Source organism: Paraburkholderia sp. J69-1 (assembly GCF_905220255.1).
Lineage (GTDB): Bacteria > Pseudomonadota > Gammaproteobacteria > Burkholderiales > Burkholderiaceae > Paraburkholderia.
On the sequence record NZ_CAJMZG010000009.1, the window covers coordinates 196,209 to 218,149 of the forward strand.

The 21,941-nt window shown below is 63.6% G+C and carries 19 protein-coding genes; 5 read left to right on the forward strand and 14 right to left on the reverse strand.

Translation table 11 applies throughout. The annotated features are described in order from the left end of the window. The first annotated feature begins 174 nt into the window (after positions 1-174). Together U5A67_RS18235 and U5A67_RS18240 are read left to right on the forward strand one after the other, a co-directional pair. A complete protein-coding gene (locus U5A67_RS18235; RefSeq protein ID WP_321815573.1) occupies positions 175-2,112 on the forward strand; it encodes a potassium transporter Kup in 1,938 nt (645 codons plus the stop codon). Between the two features lie 60 nt (positions 2,113-2,172). Next, entirely contained in the window at positions 2,173-2,994 is an 822-nt protein-coding gene (locus U5A67_RS18240; protein ID WP_321815574.1) for a CHAD domain-containing protein, read from the forward strand. Positions 2,995-3,017: 23 nt separating this feature from the next. On the opposite strand, the gene U5A67_RS18245 is transcribed toward U5A67_RS18240, so the two are convergent. The 3 genes from U5A67_RS18245 to U5A67_RS18255 are packed head-to-tail and all read right to left on the reverse strand — an operon-like array spanning position 3,018 to position 7,361. Beyond that, positions 3,018-4,607, reverse strand: coding sequence for an efflux transporter outer membrane subunit (locus U5A67_RS18245; protein WP_321815575.1), 1,590 nt, complete (start codon positions 4,605-4,607; stop codon positions 3,018-3,020). A 1-nt stretch (position 4,608) separates the two neighbouring features. Further along, positions 4,609-6,201 (reverse strand): DHA2 family efflux MFS transporter permease subunit, encoded by a 1,593-nt coding sequence (locus tag U5A67_RS18250; RefSeq protein WP_321815576.1) that lies wholly within the window; start codon positions 6,199-6,201, stop codon positions 4,609-4,611. Between the two features lie 8 nt (positions 6,202-6,209). Continuing rightward, positions 6,210-7,361, reverse strand: coding sequence for an HlyD family secretion protein (locus U5A67_RS18255; RefSeq protein WP_321815577.1), 1,152 nt, complete (start codon positions 7,359-7,361; stop codon positions 6,210-6,212). A 246-nt stretch (positions 7,362-7,607) separates the two neighbouring features. Here U5A67_RS18255 and U5A67_RS18260 point away from each other — a divergent pair, with 246 nt between their 5' ends. Continuing rightward, positions 7,608-7,916 carry a chemotaxis protein gene (locus U5A67_RS18260; RefSeq protein ID WP_321815578.1) on the forward strand — a complete coding sequence of 103 codons (309 nt, stop codon included), beginning with the start codon at positions 7,608-7,610 and terminating at the stop codon, positions 7,914-7,916. Positions 7,917-7,974: 58 nt separating this feature from the next. Continuing rightward, entirely contained in the window at positions 7,975-8,376 is a 402-nt protein-coding gene (locus tag U5A67_RS18265; RefSeq protein WP_321815579.1) for a lysozyme inhibitor LprI family protein, read from the forward strand. A gap of 29 nt (positions 8,377-8,405) precedes the next feature. Here U5A67_RS18265 and U5A67_RS18270 read toward each other — a convergent pair whose 3' ends face one another. The 8 genes from U5A67_RS18270 to U5A67_RS18305 all read right to left on the reverse strand — a co-directional run bounded on the left by U5A67_RS18270 (position 8,406) and on the right by U5A67_RS18305 (position 16,510). Beyond that, positions 8,406-9,461, reverse strand: a complete 1,056-nt coding sequence (locus U5A67_RS18270) for a methyl-accepting chemotaxis protein (RefSeq protein ID WP_205980796.1) — start codon at positions 9,459-9,461, stop codon at positions 8,406-8,408. A 213-nt stretch (positions 9,462-9,674) separates the two neighbouring features. Next, a complete protein-coding gene (locus U5A67_RS18275) occupies positions 9,675-11,525 on the reverse strand; it encodes an alpha/beta hydrolase family protein (RefSeq protein WP_321815580.1) in 1,851 nt (616 codons plus the stop codon). Continuing rightward, on the reverse strand, positions 11,491-12,642 hold the full coding sequence (gene pqqE / locus U5A67_RS18280; RefSeq protein WP_241023118.1) for a pyrroloquinoline quinone biosynthesis protein PqqE: 1,152 nt from the start codon (positions 12,640-12,642) through the stop codon (positions 11,491-11,493). Before pqqE ends, U5A67_RS18275 begins: the two co-directional genes overlap by 35 nt. After that, entirely contained in the window at positions 12,635-12,913 is a 279-nt protein-coding gene (pqqD, locus tag U5A67_RS18285; protein WP_205980798.1) for a pyrroloquinoline quinone biosynthesis peptide chaperone PqqD, read from the reverse strand. Before pqqD ends, pqqE begins: the two co-directional genes overlap by 8 nt. Then, positions 12,910-13,662 carry a pyrroloquinoline-quinone synthase PqqC gene (gene pqqC / locus U5A67_RS18290; protein ID WP_321815581.1) on the reverse strand — a complete coding sequence of 251 codons (753 nt, stop codon included), beginning with the start codon at positions 13,660-13,662 and terminating at the stop codon, positions 12,910-12,912. Before pqqC ends, pqqD begins: the two co-directional genes overlap by 4 nt. Before the next feature lie 105 nt (positions 13,663-13,767). Continuing rightward, positions 13,768-14,679, reverse strand: coding sequence for a pyrroloquinoline quinone biosynthesis protein PqqB (pqqB, locus tag U5A67_RS18295; RefSeq protein WP_321815582.1), 912 nt, complete (start codon positions 14,677-14,679; stop codon positions 13,768-13,770). A 95-nt stretch (positions 14,680-14,774) separates the two neighbouring features. Beyond that, positions 14,775-14,846, reverse strand: a complete 72-nt coding sequence (gene pqqA, locus U5A67_RS18300; protein ID WP_084162062.1) for a pyrroloquinoline quinone precursor peptide PqqA — start codon at positions 14,844-14,846, stop codon at positions 14,775-14,777. A 356-nt stretch (positions 14,847-15,202) separates the two neighbouring features. Continuing rightward, the gene (locus U5A67_RS18305; RefSeq protein WP_321815583.1) at positions 15,203-16,510 is read right to left on the reverse strand and encodes a citrate synthase family protein; all 1,308 of its coding nucleotides are present in this window, start codon (positions 16,508-16,510) and stop codon (positions 15,203-15,205) included. 263 nt (positions 16,511-16,773) lie between these two features. Here U5A67_RS18305 and U5A67_RS18310 point away from each other — a divergent pair, with 263 nt between their 5' ends. Then, positions 16,774-17,064 (forward strand): DUF4148 domain-containing protein, encoded by a 291-nt coding sequence (locus U5A67_RS18310; RefSeq protein WP_205980802.1) that lies wholly within the window; start codon positions 16,774-16,776, stop codon positions 17,062-17,064. Positions 17,065-17,147: 83 nt separating this feature from the next. On the opposite strand, the gene U5A67_RS18315 is transcribed toward U5A67_RS18310, so the two are convergent. The 3 genes from U5A67_RS18315 to U5A67_RS18325 form a co-directional block, all read right to left on the reverse strand. Then, the gene (locus U5A67_RS18315) at positions 17,148-18,326 is read right to left on the reverse strand and encodes a porin (RefSeq protein ID WP_321815584.1); all 1,179 of its coding nucleotides are present in this window, start codon (positions 18,324-18,326) and stop codon (positions 17,148-17,150) included. 170 nt (positions 18,327-18,496) lie between these two features. Then, positions 18,497-20,929 (reverse strand): membrane-bound PQQ-dependent dehydrogenase, glucose/quinate/shikimate family, encoded by a 2,433-nt coding sequence (locus U5A67_RS18320; RefSeq protein ID WP_321815585.1) that lies wholly within the window; start codon positions 20,927-20,929, stop codon positions 18,497-18,499. A gap of 330 nt (positions 20,930-21,259) precedes the next feature. Continuing rightward, positions 21,260-21,925 (reverse strand): TetR/AcrR family transcriptional regulator, encoded by a 666-nt coding sequence (locus U5A67_RS18325; protein ID WP_321815586.1) that lies wholly within the window; start codon positions 21,923-21,925, stop codon positions 21,260-21,262. Between the last annotated feature and the right edge of the window lie 16 nt (positions 21,926-21,941).

Here is a 21,941-nt window from a genome sequence, read left to right on the forward strand (position 1 = left end):
TCTATGGGGCAAAAGCAGGGCAAAAAGGGTGAAATCGATGCAGATGCAATCATACAAAAAGGAGGCGGATTGCGCGCACGCGACTTGCGGGGCAAAGAGGCCTGACCCACCGATCAGCGAGCCGTCGTCATGCTTCGTGAACGCGCAGATGTTTCGTCGCGAGTTTCGTCGCGAGTGTCGCCCGCATTGCAGGCAAAAAGCGCGGGCGACGATAAAGCCGCTGCCTCCGATACCGCGAAGCCGGGCCGCAGTGCGCTGGCGATCGGCGCATTGGGCGTGGTGTTCGGCGATATCGGCACGAGCCCGATCTACGCGCTGCGCGAAGCCGTGCTCACGGCGCACTCGCGCGCCGAACCCGTAGTTATGGGCGTGCTCTCGATGATTCTCTGGGCCGTGGCGGTGGTGGTCGTGCTCAAGTACGCGTGTTTCGTCATGCGCGCCGATAACGAAGGCGAAGGCGGCATCGTCGCGTTGACTGCGCTGGTGCGCGCCGGCTTCGCGCGCGTGGGACGCCGCGCGCCGCGCGTCTTGCTGCTGGCGGGCCTCGCAGGCGCCGCAATGTTCTACGGCGATTCGATGATTACGCCCGCGATTTCCGTTTTGTCCGCCGTGGAAGGGCTGCACGAAATCGACCCGCGTTTCGGCGCGGCGGTACTGCCGGTTTCGCTGGCGATTCTGGTCGCGCTGTTTATGTTTCAGCGGCGCGGCAGCGATGTGGTGGGGCGCACGTTCGGGCCGGTCATGGCGCTCTGGTTCCTGAGCCTCGCTGCCGTGGGCATCTATCGTATTGCGCTGTATCCGCGCGTGCTGGAGGCGGCTTCGCCGCTTTGGGCGCTCGATCTGGCGGTATCGCATCCGGGCATGGCCTTCACCGTGCTGGCCGCCGTGATCCTCGCGTTGACGGGCGCCGAAGCGCTTTACGCCGATATTGGCCACTTCGGCAAGCGCGCCATTCGTCTGGCGTTTTTCGCGGTCGTGCTGCCCGCCATCGTGCTGGGCTATTTCGGCCAGGCCGCCACGATCCTTTCCAATCCACAGGGCGCGGATCAGCCGTTCTTCCGCTCGGTGCCGCATTGGGCGCTGGTGCCTGCCGTGGGCATCGCCATGCTGGCGACCGTGATCGCCTCGCAGGCCGTGATTTCCGGGGCTTTTTCGATGACGAGCCAGGCTATCGAGCTTGGCTTTCTGCCGCGCATGCGCACGGTCGAGACCTCGCGTGCGCGGCGTGGTCAGGTTTATGTGCCTGCCGTGAACTTCACGCTGCTGGTGGCCGTGCTGTTTCTCGTGCTGTTTTTCCGCAGCTCGGCGCGGCTGACTTCCGCGTATGGGCTGGCGGTGGCGCTCACGATGCTCACCACGTCGCTGCAGATGCTGGCCGTGTGCCGCACGGTCTGGGGCTGGCCGCGTATCGTCACGGCGCTGGTGTGCGTGCCGTTGCTGCTGATCGACGGCCTGCTGCTGGCGGCGAACGTGCCCAAGATTCCGACCGGCGGCTGGTTCCCGGTATTGATCGGCATCTTGCTGTGTCTGACGATGACGACATGGAATCGTGGCCGCGAACTCGCCGCGCGTCATGCCGCCAAGGGCGAATCGCTCGACGGCTTTCTGCGCGAGGTGTGTCGCGGCGATATCGCGCGCGTGCCCGGCACGGCGGTTTATCCGGGCAATGTGCCGGGTCGCGTGCCGGCCGCGCTCGCGAGCAATGTGCGCCATAACCACGTGCTGCACGCGACGACCATCGTGTTCGCGAATGTCTCCGAATCCGCGCCACAAGCCGACGATAAAACGCGTATCGAAGTGCGCGATCTGGGCGGCGGCTGTTACGAGGTGATCGCGCATCACGGCTTTGTCGAGCGGCCCAATCTGCCGAATCTGCTGGCCATGCTCGGCGATCGTCGGGCTAATCGTCTGGACAATTGGCGTTTCGATCCTGCGCACACGACGTTCTATCTGCCGCGCGATGAAGTGCTGCACGGGCACGCGGTACACGGCATGAGCGCGTGGCGCGCGCGGCTGTTTGCGTTCATGTCGCTGCATGCTTCGTCGAGCGCGGAGTATTACGGCTTGCAGTCCGAACACGTGGTCGAACTGGGCGTGCAGGTGGCTTTGTGAGCGCGGCAAGGCACGCGCCATGCGCGCAAGCCGCGCACGGCGGCACGCAAGGAGACGACCATGAAGCCCGATAAGCGCAAGAAGATCCCACCCCGGCACGACGCGCAGGCGCGCTTCGCTAGTTACGCGAAGCCGCTCGTGGAAGAAGCGTTGCAGCGCGGCGCGCATCTGGAACGTGGCGCGGAAAATCTGCACAAGCTGCGGGTGGCCTTGCGGCGGCTGCGCACCTTGCTCTGGATCTGGCAGCCGCTGCTTGCGCGCGAGATGGCGGCGCTCGAACGCGGCTACCTCAAGCGCGTGGGCGCAGCGGCGGGCGCGGCGCGGGACTGGGATATCGTGGCAGAGCGCCTGGCGAATCTCGACGTCGACCGTGCGCGCTTGAACGCGGCGCGTAGCAGCACATTCGAAAGCGCCTGCGAGACCCTGAGCGCCGCCGATCTGCATCATGCACTGCGCGAGATGCTGCACAAGGTCAATCACGCGCTCAACACGGCGCGGCGGCGCACGTCGATCGAGCGTCTTGCCAGCGAGTGCGTGCGTGACGCCCGCCGCAGCCTGAAAAAGCGTGTGCGCCGCGCCAGCAAGGCTGAAAAAGGCGATTACGCCGCGTGGCACGACGTCCGCAAGGCGGCCAAAAAACTCCGTTATACGCTGGAGTTTCTCGCGCCGATGCTGTCGCGTCGCGATACAAAACGATTGAAGCCGCTGAAGCGTTTGCAGAAACGATTCGGAAACCTGAATGATGCGGTCACCGTCGAGCGGCTTATGCAAGATCATCGGGAGATTTTCAAGGACGATGCGAGCGCCGATCAATCGCTCGGCGTTTTGAAGCGTGAACGCAAGCAGTGTCAACGGCGCGCGGCCAGATTGATCGACGCTTGATGGCGTGCGCATGCTGCGGCGCTTCAATGCGAAGTGGCGGCGGAAGCGGCTGAAGAGGCGAGCGGGCCCGCATCGTCCCAACCGCCGCCCAGCGCCTTGTAAAGCGACACCAGATCCGTGCAGACCTGCAGCTTTTGTTGCTGGGCGCTTTGCTGTGCCGTGCTCACCTGGCGCTCAGCATCGAGCACATTGATGAACGACACGATGCCCTTGCGATAACTGTCGCGCGCGAGCCCATACGCGCGTTGCTGATCCGCGACGCTTTCGTCCAGCGAATTCAAGCGTGCCTGATCGGTGCGATAGACCACCAGCGCATTGTTCACGTCACGCAACGCGCCTAGCACGGTCTTGCGATAGTCGAGCGCGGCTTCCTGCTGCTGAAGCTTCGAGAGCCGCAGATTCGACACCAGCGCGCCGCCCTGGAAGATCGGCAGCGATACACTCGGCCCCCATGACCAGAACAGGCTCGCCCAGTGCGCGAGATCGCGCGGTGTGGTCGCGCGCGTGCCCGCCTGCGCGGAGAGCGAGATATCGGGGTAGAACTGCGCGACTGCCACGCCCACATTCGCGGTGGCCGCGTGCAAGGACGCTTCGGCGCGGCGAATATCGGGGCGGCGCCGCGCGAGTGTCGCGGGCAGGCCGACCGGCACGCTGGGCGGCGTACGGGGCAATGCGCCCGCTGGCGATAGCTCGGCGTCCAGCGCGCCCGGCGCCTGTCCCGTTAGCACGGCGAGCGCGTTGAGCGCCTGCGCGATCTGCTGGTCGTATTGCGGCAGCAACGCTTCGGTCTGCGCGCGCTGCGCCTGCGAACGTTCGACATCGAGCTGGCTTTCGAGCCCGTGTTTCGCGGCATTTTGCGCAAGTTCGACGACTTCGTGCTGCTGCTCGATCAGCGCGACGGCGGTGGCGCGCAACATCTGCGCGCCGCGTAACTGCAGATAGGTTTCGGCGACTTCGGCTTCGAGCGAGACTTGTGCGTCGTGTTGCGATTCGATGGCGGCGTCGGTTTGCGCGTTTGCAGCTTCGACCGAGCGGCGCACGCGGCCGAACAGGTCGAGTTCCCATGAAGCGTCAAAGCCCGCCTGCCAGAGACTGATTGGCTTGGTGAGTTCGTCGAGTGCGCCTTGCGCGCCGCGTTCGACAGCGGCGCCCGAGCCCGGCGCGAGCGTATTGATCGGCGAATCCGGCGCGCCGAGCGAATCGACCTTGTTATAGACGCCCGCCGATTCGAGAATGCCTTTGGCGCCGAGTTGTTCGCGTTCGTAGCTCGCGCTCGCGCGCACATTGGGCAGCCCTTGCGAGGCGGCTTGCTGAGTCTGCGCGCGGGCTTCGGCGATACGCACGACGGCAATGCGCAGATCGGGATTGCCCTGCACGGCGCGCGCGATCAGCGTATCCATAACGGGATCATGGAAGCTTTGCCACCAGCGCGGGTCGGGGTCCGATTCGACGGAGGGGTTCGAGCTGGCTTGCGTATCCGCGGGCTGCGTTTGCAGAGCGTTCCAGCTGGCAGGCGCGTTTGCTTCAGGCGGTTTGAAATCCGGCCCAACGGTGCAGGCAGACATAGCGGCTGCAAGTATGGTCATCGAAATGATATGGAGTACAAGGCGCATTTCAATGCCCTCCCGCTCCGCCCGAAGCCTTCACGGGCGAAAACAGCAGCGCGAATGGCACAAAAATCGCGCAATAAACCGCGAGTATTCCGAACACGTCGATATAGGCGAGAATCGTCGCCTGCGAAACAAAGGTTTCGTACAAGTGCCCAGTGGCCGTTTGCAGCGCCTGCGCAAGCGGCACGCCGGTGCTGTCCATCACGGTCCGCGCATTGCGCGCGAGCGTGTCCTGATAGTTCTGCGAGAACGGCGACATATGGCCGGAAAGATGTGCCATCCACGCCTGCGAGCGCTCGCGGATCAGCGCCGTCGAAACCGAAATGCCGATCGAACCGGCCACGTTGCGGAACATCGTAAAGAGCGCGGAGGCATCGTTGTTCAGCGCTCTGGGCACGGTGAGGTAGGCGAGTGTGGTTACCGGCACGAACAGGAAGCCAATCGCCATCGACTGCGCGCTGCGCAGTTTCACCAGCGTCATATAGTCGACATTGGGCGTGAGAATGCGTGCATAAATCAATGCTACGGCTAGCAGAATAAAGCCGGTCATGATGATGAGGCGCGTCTGCACATAAGGCATCAGTTTACTGATGATGGGGATTTCCATCGTTACCAGCAGCGCGCCTGGCGAGAGCACGAGGCCCGCGAGCGTGGCCGTATAACCCAGCTGCTGCTGTGCGAGTTGCGGCACGATCACGGCGCTGCCGTAAAGCACGGTGGCAAAGCCGCCGATCATCACGCAGCCGAGCGCGAAATTGCGGTCGCGCAGGCAGCGCAGGTCCACGACCGGATGCTTTGCATAGAGCAGGCGGAACACCGCGCCCACCATGCCCAGCGCGGCCAGCACCGCGAAGGTCACGATAAAGGGCGAGGAAAACCAGTCGTCGTCTTCGCCGCGATCGAGCATCACCTGAAGGCAACCCAGTCCCACCGCAATCAGCGCGATGCCGGGAAAATCGATGTTGCGCCAGTTCATGCGCTGCCTTGTTTCGCGCACGATCCACGGCGGATCTTCGACAAGTTGCATCACCGCGAAAGTTGTGAGCACGCCCACGGGCACGTTGAGCAGGAACACCCAGCGCCACGAAAAATGATCGGTGATCCATCCGCCTAACGTGGGGCCCATGATCGGCGCGACCACGATCGCGATGGCCGAAATAGAAAACGCGCGGCCGCGCTGGCTGGGATCGAAGGTATCGAGAATGATCGACTGCTGGTTCGGCTGCAGACCGCCGCCGAAAAAGCCTTGCAGCAGGCGAAAAATCACAAGCTGGGCAAGACTCGTTGCCACGCCACACAGGAACGAACAGATTGTGAACGCAACGATACACAGCAGAAAGTAGCGCTTGCGCCCGAGCACGCGGCCAAAGAACGCCGATATCGGCAGCACGATGCCGTTGGCGACCAGATACGAGGTGAGCACCCAGGTGGCTTCGTCGTAGCTTGCGGACATGGTGCCCGCGATATGCGGCAGCGCGACGTTCACGATGGTCGTATCGAGCACTTCCATGAAGGCCGCGAGCGTGACGGCAATGGCAATCAGCCACGGATTGCCAGCGGGACGCCAGTGATGTTGTGCCTGCTTTGCGTCGCTCATCGCCGCGCTCAGTGCGTCAGATAAACCGTGGGTACCACCGAAATGCCCAGCGGCAAGGGCCGGTTGGCGGGCAGGCCCGCGTCGATCACGATCTTGACCGGCACGCGCTGCACGATCTTGACGAAATTACCGGTGGCGTTTTCAGCGGGAAACGCCGAAAAACGCGAGCCGCTGCCCAGCTGGATGCTGTCCACGTGGCCGCGCAAATCGAGCTGCGGATAAGCGTCGATACTGATTTTCACCTTGTCGCCGGGGCGCATGTGGGTGAGCTGCGATTCCTTGAAATTCGCGGTGATCCACGCCTGCGGCGTGACGATCGAAAAGAGCGAGGTGCCCGCCTGCAGGAAACTGCCGAACTGCACGTTGCGGCGCGTGATCCAGCCGTCCGATGGCGCGCGCAGATCGCACCACGCCAGATTGAGTTGTGCGGTCTCCAGTTGCGCCTGGGCCTGCGCAACCTGCTGGCGGCGCTGCTCGACGGCAGCCACCGACTGGCGGATCTGCTGCGGCACGAGGCTCGCGGTTCTCAGTTGGGCTTGCGCGCTCAGCACGTCGGCGTGCGAGCTGCGTTGCTGGGCGGTGGCGGTGTCGATGTTCTGCTGCGTGGTGGCGCGCGGATCGACGCCATGCTGACGCGCGTAATCGGCCTGGGCGCGCGCGAAGTTGGCATTGGCCGTTTCGATCTGCGCACGCGCCTGTTCGTACTGCGCCGGATATTGCACGCGCGCGATATCGAGCTGCGCCTGCGCGGCCAGCAACTGCGCTTTGGCGAGGCCCAGTTGGGCGTTGGCCTGATCGACTTGTGCCTGATAGTCGCGGCGGTCGATTTCGACCATCAGATCGCCTTTGTGGACGAACACGTTGTCGTTGATATTGAGTTGCGTGACGTAGCCAGAGACCTTGGGCGCGATGGTGATGGCGTTGCCGTCGGTGTAGGCATCGTCGGTGCTGACTTCGTTGCGCGTGGCGAACCACCAGACGAATGCGCCCACCGCAATGATCAGCACGATCAGGCCGAGGATGACGAGCGGCTTTTTGCTGGGGCGTTTGCGGGCGGTTTTACCGTTCTTGTCGATGTCTTTTGCGCCACGACGCGGTTTGCCGCGATGCGCGCGCGACCATGCGCGGATGCCTCCGGCTGCGTCGCGCTGCTCAGCCATGAGTGCTTCCGCAGGCGCGCACGAATGCACACGATGCAGCCGGAAAAGGGATCGATTTCATGGGCGCTCGATTGAGGACCGGTCTCGACGATGAGCAAAAGCCCAAGGTGAGCAGCAAGCGGCGTGCCTTGACAATGGATTTCGGCGCGTGTGGGGGCAAGGCACGGCGACTGCGCAAGGAACGAGTGGATGCGCGCCCCGAGCGCGCGGATTTTGCAACGCAGCACGGTTATGCAGGAGCCCATCATGACCAGCACACTCGATCCCGACAACGACGCCGAATCGGCACAACCCTTGCCGCCGGGGCATGACGCCGAAGCGCTAGGTCCAGGCGATTCATCCGATTCCGGTAGTGACACGGTGGGCGCGAAGCGCCATGAATTCGACCGCGATTCCGATATCGACAATCACGCACTGGAAACCGGCGAAGACGAAGCGAAAAGCGATACAGACAGTCACGGCACAGGTGAACGCGCGTCTGCCGATGGTGACGAAACGCTGCGCCCCGATAGCGATGTCCTGCCCGATGAGATCAGGCATACGCCGGACTACTAATGTTTCTTTAATGATGGCATAGTCGTGGCACCCATGATCGATGCGGAGTGCTGCTTCCATGCGTCTTAACGTGCTCTGTGCGAGTGTTGTGCTGCTGGCCGTTGCATCGCCGTGCCTGGCCGCCCAGCCCGAGTGTTTAAATAATGCGCCCACGCAGCGGGCGATGGATGAATGCGTTGGCCGCACCATGCAGGCTTCCGATCAACGCCTCAACGAGACGTATCGCGCATTGCTCGCGAAAGTGGGTAAAGACGGCGGTGCGCGCTTGCGCAAGGCCCAACGCGCCTGGCTGACATGGCGCGACGCGCAATGCAGTTTCAGCACGATGGGCACGAGCGGCGGCAGTATCAATGCGTCGATGTACGGCCTGTGCATCGACGAACTGACTCAGGAGCAGACGAAACGCCTGGACGCGCAACTGCATTGCAAGGAAGGCGATCTTTCCTGCGGCGGCCAATGACACCCGGCGCGCTTTAATCGGTTACCCCTTTAATCGTGCAGCAAGGGCTTCTGGCAGATCACGCCATACCAGCCCAGACCGCGATACGTCTCATAACCCGGCGTGGCCGCAAAAGACACGACCGTGCCATCGAGCGCCTGATAGTAGCCCGTCTTTTTGCCCTCGACCTGAAGGCGAAAGCGTTCGGTGAAAATGCCTTTATCGTCGGAGGCGGCAATCACACGGAACGAAGAATCGACGATCATGCAGCGCGTGCGGCTCCATTCTTCCTCGCTCAAACGCACGCCCTTGACGACCGCACCGGCCTGCGGCGCCCAGTCGAAGAAGATCACGAGCACGCCCAGCACGCGGCCATTGGCGCGGCCGCCTTCGCGAATGGCCGTGGCGTAAGTGGCCACCTGAGCATTGCGCAGGGGGGCAAGCGTTTCGACATCGGTGGCGACATAGTCCGCGCCCGATTTCGTTTTCATCGCCGCTTTAAACCACTCGGTTTCGCCCACCTGCTGGCCGCGCACGGGATATTGCGCGTGGCGTCCGCTGGCGATCACCGCGCCGTGTTCGTCGACGACCCAGAGGTCGCGGTACACCGTGTAACTGTCCAGAATCACCGCCAGGCGCTCGGCGGCGTGGGCGGCCGTGGCTGCGGCATCGGCACTGTCGCGCGCCGCGAGACATTCCACCACCGCCGAATCCGTCGCCCACCAGCGCACATCGCAGGAGCGCTCATAGAGATTGCGGTCGATCACGTCGATCATGTTGAGCGCGAGATCGGCGCAACGCTGGCCGTCGTGCGAGCGCAGACGGTCGATCATGCTGTCGCCCAGTTGCGTGAGCGTGGAAAGCGAGCCGGCGAGATCCTTGTTCAGGGCCGTCGTGATCTCGGAGATGCGTCGCGATACGTGCTTGACCTGGTTCGCGACCACGGCGAAGCCTTTGCCCGCATCGCCGGCGCGCGCCGCTTCGATCAATGCGTTCAGCGCGAGAAAGGTGGTCTCGCGGTTGATATCGTTGATGTCGCTGATCTTGCTGGTGGCGAGGCGTTTGACTTCGTGGGTGAGATCGACAATGGCTTGCGGATTCGACATGCAGAGTTCCGTTACATGAGTGTGAACATGACGGTGCAGCATGCAAGGTTCGGGCCTGTCGATTTCCCTTCGATTGTTGCGTGCGCAAGCGATTCTGAATGATCGCAAACGTTTTGCGTGCAACGATGCGCGGCGAATCTTTCGCCGCGCGTGTCAATGCGTTTTGTTATGCACCAGATTGGTTAGCGGGTGTGCACGGTTTTGGGCGTGTCATCACAGCGCCGCTTGCCCAAGAATCCCGCAATAGAAGGCGTATTCCGCTTGCAGCGCATGCGCCTGATTCACTGCCTTGCGAAAGCCGTGACGTTCATCGGCGTAATAATGGGCTTCGGTTGCAACGCCGTTGGCCTGCAAGGCGCTCACCATGCTGCGCGTCTGGTCGGGCGTGACCACCGCGTCCAGTTCGCCCTGGAAGAAAGCCACGGGCACGCGGATGCGGTCCGCGTGCCATAGCGGCGTGCGGGCGCGATAACGTTCGGCGTCGGCCACGGCATCGCCGATCAGCCAGTCGAGATAATCGGCTTCGAACTTGTGCGTGTGCTGGCCCAAGGTGAGCGGATCGCTCACGCCGTACAGGCTCGCGCCGCCGCGGAATACCTCGCGGAAGGCGAGCGCGCAAAGCGTCGTGTAGCCGCCCGCGCTGCTGCCGCGAATGAAGGCGCGTGCGGGATCGATGCGTTGCTGCGCGGCCAGATGCGCGACCACGTTGCAGGCGTCGTCGACATCCACGACGCCCCAGCTTTCGTGCAGCGCCTGGCGATACGCGCGGCCGTAGCCGGTGCTGCCGCGATAGTTGAGATTGACGACGGCGAAACCGCGCTGCGTCCAGTACGGAATGCGCGGGTCGAAGACCGGATAGCAGGCCGAAGTCGGGCCGCCGTGAATAAAAACGACCACGGGCGGCGCGCCTGCTTCATTGCCGATTGCTTCGGGCGCGTAGAAGTAGGCGTGCGATTCGCTGTCGCCGCTCGCGAAACGCAGTCGCTCGGGCACGGGAATACGCTCGGGCGGCATCATTGGCGATACGTCGGCGAGGACCTGCACGCGGTAATCGTCGCGCCGGATCGCCAGCACGGCGGCGGGGCAGCCTGGCGAGGCCGCGAGGCAGTAGAAGTGCGCGTCGTCCGCTGCGAGGTTGCGAAAGCGGCTGTATTCGGCGGCGAGCGTGTGCAATACGCCAGCGGCGCTGCGATGGCCGAGGACGCCCCAGCCGTCGTCTGTCCATGCGGCGAGGCTCGATCCATCGTCGAGCGCGATCCAGCTGCGTCCGCCCAGTTGCCAGGGCGCCGATGCGTGATCGGCCGATGCTGCGGGCAACGCCTGAAGTGTGCCGTCCTGCTCGCGCCAAGGCTGCCAGAAGCCGCCGCGATCGCTCAGGCAATAGAGCGTGCCGTTCGCGTCGAATTGCGGCTGCTGCAGGGCGTCTTCGATATCCGCGCCGGCGATCGTGCGGGCGGGCGACCACGCGCCGTGCGCATCGCGTTCGCGGCTGCGCAGTTGTGTGGCGGTCCAGGGTTGATGCGGGCGTTGCCATTCGATCCACGCGAGGCGTGCGCCGTCGGCGCGCAGGCAGGGCGCGGCGTAAAAATCGGCACCTTCGGCGAGAACCGTGCGCGCGCCATCGGCCAGTGCAATCGACACGAGCCGATGCGTGCTGCCGTCTTCTTCCACGGCCAGCACTGCGCCTGCGTTAAAGCGCAGATCGCCGTAACGCAGGCCGGGCCGTGTGAGCGCCACGGGAGCCGGTTCGCCATCGATCGTCTGCCGATAAAGCTGCTGATCTTTTTCGTTCGCAAATACTACGGCATCCTCAGCAATGCAGAACGACCCGCCACCGTATTCATAAACGCGCCCGCGCACGCTGAAGCCATCGGGCGTGAGGCATCGTGCGGGCGATCCGCTGCACCAGTGCCACAGGCGCGTGGCGGCATCGGCGGGATCGTAGGCGGTCCAGAAGACGCCGCGCGCCGATGCCGCCAGTTCGCCGAAATCCTTGCCGGCGGCGACGGCCTGTTCGGCGCTGACGCGCTCAGGGTTTGCTGAGTTCGCGGGAGTTCCTGTCATTGCGGAAGATGAGTTGCTGGATCGGTTGCACGGGTTGCGCGGCTTCGCTGCGGGCCTGCACGATGATGCGATGTTCGGACGACTTGCTGCAAACCGGGTCCGTATTCGCCGCATCGCCGGTCAGCATGAAGGCCTGGCAGCGGCAGCCGCCGAAGTCTTTCTCTTTCTCGTCGCACGAGCGGCACGGCTCGGGCATCCAGCTATTGCCGCGGAAACGATTGAAGCCAAACGATTCGTACCAGATGTGGCGCAGATCGTGATCGCGCACGTTGGGGAATTCGATCGGCAGCATGCGCGCGCCGTGGCAGGGCAGTGCCGTGCCGTCCGGCGTGACCGTCAGGAAGATGCTGCCCCAGCCGCCCATACAGGCCTTCGGGCGCTCTTCGTAATAGTCAGGCGTCACGAAGATCAGCTTGCACGGGTTGCCGCTGGCTTCCAGTTTCTCGCGATATTCGTTGGTGATGCGTTCGGCGCGTTCGAGCTGCTCGCGGGTGGGCAGCAGCATCGCGCGGTTGAGCTTGGCCCAGCCGTAGAACTGACAGGTGGCCAGTTCGACGAAATCCGCTTCGAGCGCAATGCACAACTCGATAATGCGGTCGATATCGTCGATGTTGTAGCGATGCGTGACGAAGTTCAGCACCATCGGATAGCCATGCGCCTTCACGGCGCGCGCCATCGCGAGTTTCTGCGCGAACGCCTTGCCCGAACCGGCGAGCATGTTGTTCACTTCCTCGTCGCTCGACTGGAAGCTGATCTGGATGTGATCGAGTCCGGCGCGCTGGAAATCGGCGAGCTTCTGCTCGTTCAGGCCGATGCCCGAGGTGATCAGGTTGGTGTAATAGCCGAGCTTGCGCGCTTCGGCGATGAGGTCCGCCAGATCCTTGCGCACCAGCGGCTCGCCGCCGGAGAAGCCGATCTGCGCGGCGCCCATCTGGCGCGCTTCGGTCATTACGCGAATCCATTGCTCCGTGGTCAGTTCTTCGCCCTGGCGCGCGAAGTCGAGCGGGTTGGAGCAGTACGGGCATTGCAGCGGGCAACGGTACGTCACCTCCGCGAGCAGCCACAAGGGCAGGCCCACGGCGGGTTGAGGGGCGGCAGTGAGGCTTTCGTCAGACAAGATCGATCCAGTGCTTTTCGCGGGCGACCAGCATGAATTGCTCGACGTCTTCGCCCAGTTCGGGCACGCCCGGGAATTGCGTGTCCAGATGCGCGACGATCGCAGCGACCGTTCGCGTGCCATCGATCAGACCGCCAATCGCCGCGGCGCTGTCGTTCAGCTTGATCATGCCTTCAGGATAGAGCAGAACGTGGGCGTTCTGCGCCGGTTCGAACTGGAAGCGATAGCCACGCCGCCAGACGGGCTTGAGATTGCGGTCGAAAGTGCTCACAGTGCGATCCCCTTGTGCCAGACGCGTTCGTTCGTGACCGTATGATACGGCGGACGGTTCAGATCGTAAGCCATCGTCATCGCATCGAGCATGGTCCAGAGAATGTCGAGCTTGAATTGCAGAATCTCCAGCATGCGCTGCTGGCTTTCATACGTCGTATAGTGCTGCAGCGTGATCTGCAGGCCGTGTTCGACGTCGCGGCGCGCCTGGCCCAGACGCGAGCGGAAATATTCATAACCGCGCGGGTCGATCCACGGATAGTGCGTAGGCCAGGTATCCAGACGCGATTGATGGATTTGCGGCGCAAACAATTCGGTGAGCGAACTACTGGCGGCTTCCTGCCAGCTCGCACGGCGCGCGAAATTCACGTAAGCGTCGACCGCAAAGCGCACGCCCGGCAACACCAGTTCCTGCGAGCGCAGTTGATCGGGATCGAGGCCGACGGCTTCGCCAAGACGCAGCCACGCTTCGATACCGCCATCTTCGCCCGGCGCGCCATCGTGATCGAGCAGACGCTGAATCCACAGGCGGCGCACTTCGCGATCGGGACAGTTGGCGAGAATCGCCGCGTCCTTCATCGGAATGTTGACCTGGTAGTAGAAGCGGTTCGCGACCCACCCCTGAATCTGTTCGCGGGTCGCGCGGCCTTCGTACATCGCCACGTGATACGGGTGGTGAATGTGATAGAACGCGCCTTTGGCGCGCAAGGCCTGTTCGAATTGCTCGGGAGTGAGGGCGGGCTGGCTCATGTTTCGGTCCAATTCCAATGAAAGCTGCTGCAAGGATCGCTTCAGCAGCGTGATGCAAAGGCGGCGCGCAGCAAGCGGGGTTGTCGCCCGCGCGCCATGCCGGTGTTACAGATCGATGCTCATGCCGTCGAAGGCGACTTCGACATCGCGGCGCGCGAGTTCGGCGCGCTCCGGCGAGTCTTCGTCGAGGATCGGATTCGTGTTGTTGATGTGCGTGAGAATCTTGCGCGCGCGCGGGAATTGCTCGAGTACTTCGAGCATGCCGCCGGGGCCGCTCTGCGCGAGGTGGCCCATTTGCCGGCCCGTGCGCGTGCCCACGCCGCGGCGCTGCATTTCGTCGTCGTGCCAGAGCGTGCCGTCCACCAGCAGGCAATCGGCTTCGTGCATACGCGCGAGCAGCGCTTCGTCGACTTCACCCAGACCCGGCGCGTAGAACAGCTTGCCGCCCGTGCGCGTGTCCTCGATCACGAGGCCGATATTGTCGCCCGGATGCGGATCATGCCGATGCGGCGAATAAGGCGGCGCCGCGCTGCGCAGCGCAAACGGCGTGAAGCGCAGATTCGGGCAGGCCGGAACGGTGAAGGCTGCGCCCGAAATGATCGGGTTCCAGCGCAGGCCGCCGTTCCAGTGCGTGAGCATGGGGAACAGCGGGAAGCCGGTGTTGAGGTCTTCGTGGACCATGTCGGTGCACCAGACTTCGTGCGGGCAACCTTCGCGCAGGCTCAGCAGGCCGGTCGTGTGGTCGATCTGGCTGTCCATCAGCACGATGGCCGCGATGCCGGTGTCGCGCAGTGCGCGGCCCGGTTGCATCGGCGCAAAAGCCTGCAGTTGGGCGCGGATATCGGGCGATGCGTTGCAGAGAACCCAGGATTCGCCATCGTCGGAAACGGCGATCGACGACTGCGTGCGCGCCTTCGCGTTGAGGCGGCCGTTACGGAAGCCCGCGCAGTTCGCGCAATTGCAGTTCCACTGAGGAAAGCCGCCGCCGGCTGCGGAGCCGAGAATGTGAATATGCATGCTTGCTGAGAAAGACTGCGGAAGGCCAGAGGGGATCCGCTCAAGAGAAATAGCCCCGGCAGGCCGGGGCTACTCAGATACTGCTGACGCTGTGCTTAGCGGTTCGAAATGTACATCGTGATTTCAAAACCGAAACGCAGGTCGGTGTAAGCGGGCTTGGTCCACATGGCGGAACTCCTTGAAAAAATGGATGGGCAGGCGGACGTCCGGCAAAGCACTGACTCGGTCAAAACTACGCGGACACACCGGACAAAGGGGGAACGAGAGGCTCATGCGGGCAGGCGGAATGAACTGCACGCCCGACACGCTATGCGCCGCAATTCTCCTCGCGCGTATCGTATCAAATTTGCGCGCGGCACGACGTCGCGGCGCGCACGATCGGCCCTGAAAAACCGTGCAAAGCGCTGAAAAAGGCCACTCGAAACACTCTATTTCGTTTGCCGCAATATTTGCCGGGAAATCGTCAGGAAAGCGCACGAAAACCCGTACGAAAAATGAAACGGCCGTTTCAGCGGATCGAAAGCTAGATGATCTTGAACAGGGTGGTGAACATGTCGGGGCCGGGTTGTGTGTCGGCTTCGGTTTTGCCGCTGCGTGTGCGTTTGGGTGCGGGTTTGCGTGCGTTTGCTGGATTGCTTTGCTTATCGCTGGCGGCCGGGCGGCTGCCCGTATAAACCGCACGCGGGCGGATCAGATGCGGATTTTCGCGCTGCTCCAGCGCGTGCGCGATCCAGCCCACCGAGCGGCCCAGCGCAAACAGCCCGAACGCGGCACCCAAGGGCAGCCCTAAATGCCGCCGCACGGCAACCAGCGCGAGATCGAGCGACGGTTGCGCACCGATCAACGTACTGCCCAGCTCCATCAGCGTTTTCCATTGCGGATGATCCGGCAGCACGCGCGCGAGCAGGCAGGCGGCGCGCACATCGCCATCGGGATAAAGCGGGTGGCCGAAGCCGGGCAGGTCGTCGCCGCGTGCGAGGCGTGCGTGCAGCCGCGTTTCGGGATCGATATCGCCGAGTTCGTCCCACAGCGCTTCGCCGCGCGCCGTGGTGGCGCCGTGGCGGCCGCCAGACAATCCCGCGAGTCCGCCGATTACCACCGAGCGCAGACTTGCGTCCGTCGATGCGATGCAGCGCGCGGTAAAGCTCGAGGCATTCAGTTCGTGATCGGCGCACAGCACCAGCGCCATGCGGATCAATTCCGCGCCTGCTTCGCCGACGCCCCAGGCGCGCGCGCATTGTTCGTGGATCGGCGCGGTATCGGGTGCGGTGCGCAACAGGCAGGCGGCCAGCAGGCGCACGAGATCGCCGCAGCCTTGCTTCTCGCTCGCCGCGTTGCGCTGGCCGATGGCCGTGGGCGCGTCTTCGCTCGCCACCGCAAAGAGCGGCAGCAGCGCCTGTTCCGCGCGTTGGCCGCGATAGTGGTCGAGCAGGGTGTTGAAGATATCGGGCGCTTGCGGCGCGTGGGACGCGAAGGCGCTGTTTTTATCGCATTGCCAGAGCAGCGCGGCGATGTCTTCGAGACTGGCGTGTTTCGCCAGATCGAGCGCATCGACGCCACGATACGAGAGCCGCCCGTCTTCGATCAGCGTGATGCCCGATTCGAGCACCGGCGCGCCCCAGTCCAGCGCCGCGCGCGCCACTTCTTTCGGATTGCGTCCCCGCGCACGTTCGGCGGCGAGGCGCTCGACTTCAGCCGCGAGATAACGGCTCTCGCGCGAGGCCGGATCGCTTTCGGCGCGCAGCAGGCCACGGCTCACGTAAGCGTAGAGCGTCTGGCGCGAGACGCCCAGGCGCGTGGCCGCCTCGGTCGAAGTGAGATAGATCGGCATGGTGGTTGGTCAATGACGGTTCGCTCGCATGGCACCCAGCATAAACAAGCTCGCGGCTTCATGCCGTTGGTGCGATCCGCGCGTGCGCGTCAGGCGCTGAAATCACGCCATTGCGGCTGCAAAAACAACCGTGGCCGCGCTAAAACGCCGCAAATCGCGCCAATTAAAAAAACTTACATCTGGCCGATGATGTTGCCATACTCGCCGTCCCCTAAGCTGTCCGCACATCGTTTCGAACCCGAAAACCCTACCGGATGGCCCACATGCATGCGTCTCTGCGATACCTGGCTGCGCTGGCCGCAGCAACCGTGAGTCTGGCCGCTTTCGCCGGGCCACGCCTGACTCCGCAACAATGCGCCGATTACCCGTTCAAGCACGTCGCGGCCGGTAAGGTCACGCATGCGCAATTGATGGGCGAACTGGCCGAACTCGAAGCGCGCGGCTATAACCCCGGCGACGACAACGGCGTCTACCCGAGCGATCTGCAAGCCGCGCAAAAATCCCTGACCGCCGACTACGGCGCCGATTGCCTCAAGCTCCATCACAAGACCTGATGCTTTATCGACGGCATAAAAAAAGGGCAGCGAAATCGCTGCCCAAACTTTTGCGTGTTGCCTGAAACCGTAAAACGCGCGGCTTAGAACGCGATCGCGATACCGAACATGGCGACGAACTGATTGCCCGTCGACGACGCCGAGGTGTTCTGCGAGTCGCCGACCATCGCCACGGCATCGACGAGATCGCCCGCGCCATTCGCGCCCAGCGTCTGGCCCGAAGCGTGCTGATAGGCCTGAATGGTGTACAGCGTCGTGCGCTTCGAGAGGTGATACATCTCGCGCAGCGAAACCTGCTGATAGCGCGCGGCATCGTGAATGCCGTTCGCCGTGGACGCGCGCGTATAGCTATAGCCGCCCGACACTTCGATCGGCGTGCTCACGTGGTAGCTCACCAGCGCGCCGTAGGTATTGAACACGGCGGTATCGGTGAAGAGCGAATGGCCGCCCGGACGATACACCACGTTCGAATAGTTCACGCCGAACAGCAGATTGCCGTACGTGTACGTGGCCAGCGCCGCCGCGTGCTGAACCGTGCGCGCCGACAGATAACCGGTATTGATGGTCGAATGCGGGAACGTGGCGCTCGCGCTGGGATCGAAGCCGCCCGTGTATTCGGTGTTGTCCATGCGCAGATAGCCGAGGCCAACCGAAAGCGGGCCGCCATCGTAACGCAGTGCCGCGCTGAACATGCTGCCGCTTTTCATGCTGCCAGCCACGCCGCCAAAACCATACTGCACGCTGCCGCGCACGCCATGAATCGAAGGCGATGTGTAGGTAACCGAACTATTCGCGCGGATGTCGGTATCGAAACCGTCGATATCGCCCGGATGCGCGCCGGTTGCGCCGGTCAGGTAGGTGACCGGGCCGAGCGTGCCGGCGAGCAGATAGTAAGGCGTGTACTGGCGGCCCATCGTCAGCGTGCCCAGACGGCTGTCCTGCAGACCCACGAACGCATAGCGGTTGAACGCGAGACCGGCCGACTGCTGCGCGCCGGTGCCCGGGTCAAATCCTTCCTGCAGATCGAAAATCGCGTTGAGCGTCGAGCTGAGTTGCTCCGAGCCCTTGAAGCCAAACTTCGATGCGTACAGATTGCCGTTGCGCATGTACACGTTCGAGTGGCCGCCCTGGTTGTTCGCGTAGGTGATGGCTTCGTCCACGTTGCCGTACAGCGTCAGGCTGTTCTGCGCCATGGCCGGCTGGGAGATGGCGGCGGCGCACACGAGCAGCGAACCGCCCCAGAAAAAGTGTTCTGATTTCATCGTCAACCCTGATATCGACCCGGATGATGTCGGCCGCGCGGCCGGCGATTCCGGATTCTGAAGAATTATTTGAACTGAGTAGTTAAAAATTGCGCTGCTGATAAAGCAGCAGGGGCGCGTATGGTACGCGCCCCTGCGGGCCGGAAATCAATCTGTTCCGGCGTGATGGCTTAGTGCGTCTGCGGCAGGGCGTAAGCGATCACGTAGTCGCCGCGATCCGGCGACTGGCGTGCGCCGCCTGCCGAAATCACGATGTACTGCTTGCCGTCGATCGTGTAGCTCATCGGCGTGCCCTGGCTGCCCACCGGCAGACGGGCCTTCCAGACTTCCTTGCCGGTCGAGCTGTCGAACGCGCGCAGGTAGTAATCCTGGGTCGCGGCGAAGAACACCAGACCGCCGCCGGTCGTCAGCGAACCGCCGATGGTCGGCATGCCGATCGGCGTGGGCATGTGCATCTGCACGCCGTAGAGGCGCGTGTCCTTGACCGTGCCGAGCGGCACTTGCCACGCCACGCTGCGCGTCTTCAGGTCGATCGCCGTGAGGCTGCCGAACGGCGGCTTCTGGCACGGAATGCCCAGCGGCGAGAAGAAGCGGTCCTTCGTCACCGAGTACGGCGTGCCGCCGAGCGGCACGGCGCCCATGCCTGCGTTGACGGCTTCGTTACCGTCCGAGGTGCCGCCGCGCTGCTTTTCCTTCACCAGATGGACCCACAGGCCCAGACGCATGTCGTTCACGTAGATCATGCCGGCGTTCGGGTCGTACGACAGACCGCCCCAGTTCATGCCGCCGAGCGAACCCGGGAAGCTCAGTGCGTAATCCGTGCCCGGCGCGGTGAACAGGCCGTCGTAGCGCAGGCCGCGGAAGGTGATGCGGCACATCAGCTGGTCGATCGGCGTGACGCCCCACATGTCGGCGTCCTTGAGCACTTCAGCGCCGATCTGCGGCATGCCCACGGAAACCGGCTGCGTCTTCGCGTACGGCTCGTTGAAGATCTTCGAGGGCTTGACGGGTTGCTCGATCACCTTGGTGAGCGGCTTGCCGGTCAGGCGGTCGAGCACGAACAGCTGGCCCATCTTCGTACCGATGATGAGCGCCGGCACCTTCTTGCCGTCATCCATCGGGAAGTCGATCAGCGTCGGCTGCATCGGCACGTCGTAGTCCCAGAGGTCGTGGTGGACGGTCTGGAAGTGCCATTTTTCGGCGCCGGTGGTGGCGTCGAGCGCGAGGATCGAGCCGCCGTACTTCTCGTCGAGGTCGGTGCGCTTGACGCCCCACAGGTCGATCGCGGCGTTGCCGACCGGCATGTAGACGGTGTTCGAGGTCGCGTCGTAGGTCATCGGCGCCCACACGTTCGGCGTCGAACGCGTAAAGATCTTGCCGGGAGCCGGTGCCGCGTGATCGTCCGGATTGCCCGGATCGAACGCCCACTTCATCTTGCCGCTCATCACGTCGAAGCCGCGGATCACGCCGCCAGGCATGTCGAGCGCGACGTTGTCGGCGACGCGCCCGCCCACCACCACGGTCGTCCCCGCGACGGTCGGCGCCGAAGTCAGCTGATACAGCGGGCTCTTGGCGCTGCCGAGGCCTGCCTTCAGGTCGATGATGCCGTGATCGCCGAAGTCGTCGCAGAGCTTGCCGTTGTCGGCGTCGAGCGCGACCAGCTTCGCATCGATCGTGTTCATGTAGATACGACGACGGCAGGCGGCGGGGTCACCCGACGCTTCGATCGCCGAAACCGGCGTCGAACCGGTCACCGTGGGCTGCACGAGCGGCTTGGTGCTGTCGAAGTAGGCGAGGCCGCGGCAACGTACCCAGACCGTGGTTTTGGTCGGGAATGCGTGGCGCCATTTTTCGGTGCCGCTGGCGGCATCGACGGCGATCACGGTGTTGTGCGGCGAGCACAGGAACAGCGTCTTGCCCACCTGGAGCGGCGTTTCCTGGTCTTCCGAGCCGCCGCCGTCCGGGCTGAGCGGCGTGTCGCCGGTGTGGAACGTCCAGGCGACCTGGAGATCCTTCACGTTGTCGCGGTTGATCTGCGCAGCGCCTGCGAAGCGGTCGCCGCCGGCCGAGTGGCCGTATGCAGTCCAGTCGCCCATGCCAGCGGTGCCGGCGATCGGCGTCGTGGTTTCGGTGCCGAACTTGCCGTGCGGCACGAACATGCCGTACACGAACGCGGCGTTGAAGAGCGCCAGCACAGCGGCGATGCCGAAGGCCGCGCGGCAGGCCGGAGCCTTGCCTTCGCTCTTGCGCAGCAGGGGGATGAACAGCGCGAGCAGCATGCCGATCATCGAGAACATGAAGATACGCGCGTTGAGCTGCCAGAAGTCGAAGCCCACTTCCCACACGGCCCACAGCGCCGTGGCGATCAGGAAGACGAGGAAAATCGTGAAGGCGTTCGAGCGGCGGCGCACGAACTGCACGCCGGTGGCGCACAGCGCGAGGCCGGCCAGCAGGTAATACCAGCTGCCGCCACGGGCGATCAGCATGCCGCCGCCAATGAGGAAATAAAGGCCCAGCAGCAGGCCGACGGCCCCTACCAGGGTCAGGCCGACACGCGCGGCCTTTGGAATCTGTTTATCTGAGTCTGTTGGTTGCTTCGACATCGTTTCGTTCTCGAATGGAGGCTAAAGGCTCGCCTCGCAGTCGGCTGACCTGCGACCATTTGTAATGGGGCGCAACCGTCAAGCCTTGTGCTAGATTAACCAGTTGGTACATTTTATTAAGAAAAACGAAATCCTGCCCGCAAATTCGCAGCACTGTGGTGCAAATGACCTTTACGGAAGGCCGAATAGCGCGCGCGAAGGGGCGGAGCGGATGCAGGCGGACGCGATGCGCCGCGGCGGCAAGGCCGCCAGATCAGCTAAAAAGAAGGGGATTCGGCGAGGCGGCGGGCTTCATTCCCAAGCCCGCGCAAGGCGTCGATGCGATCGCGCTCAGGCGAGCAGCGAGAGGGTGGTTTCCAGCACCGTGCGCTTGAACTGCTCCGGGTTGTCGGGCAGCGAGGAGAACGCCCGCATCAGGTGACCGTAGCCCACGGTCTTGCTCACGCCGTTGAGCAGCACGAAAAACAGCATGTCGGCGTCCTTCACCTTGAGCACGCCCTGTTTCGCGGCATCGTCGAGCAGCGGCACCAGCACGTCGTAATAGGGCCGCATGAGTCGTTCGACGAGGAAATCCATGCGCGCGCCTTCTTCCGTCGCGGCCGTCGAGAAAAACAGGCCGATATCCGGTTCCTCGAACACCTTGTCGATATAGATTTCCATGGCGCGGTCCACCCGCGCCTTCGCGTCCAGATCGGCGTCGCGCAGGGCGCCCGTGCCTGCGATCATCGGCCGGGCATGCTCGGCGATCTGCTCGACCACGGCAGTCCACAGCGCTTCCTTCGAGCCGAAATGATGCGCGAGCAAAGCGGGATCGACGCCCGATTCGCGCGCGATCTCGCGCACGCTGGTGGCGTCGTAGCCGCGCGTGCCGAAGGTCTTGCGCGCGTTGCGCAGCAGCACATCCCGGCCGACCGAGGCGTCCTGCGCCGGCCGCCCGCGGCCGCGCCGCACCGGCGTGGGCGTTGCAGTTGCTGATGCCGTGACCTTCTCTTTCATGCCGATGAGCATTCCC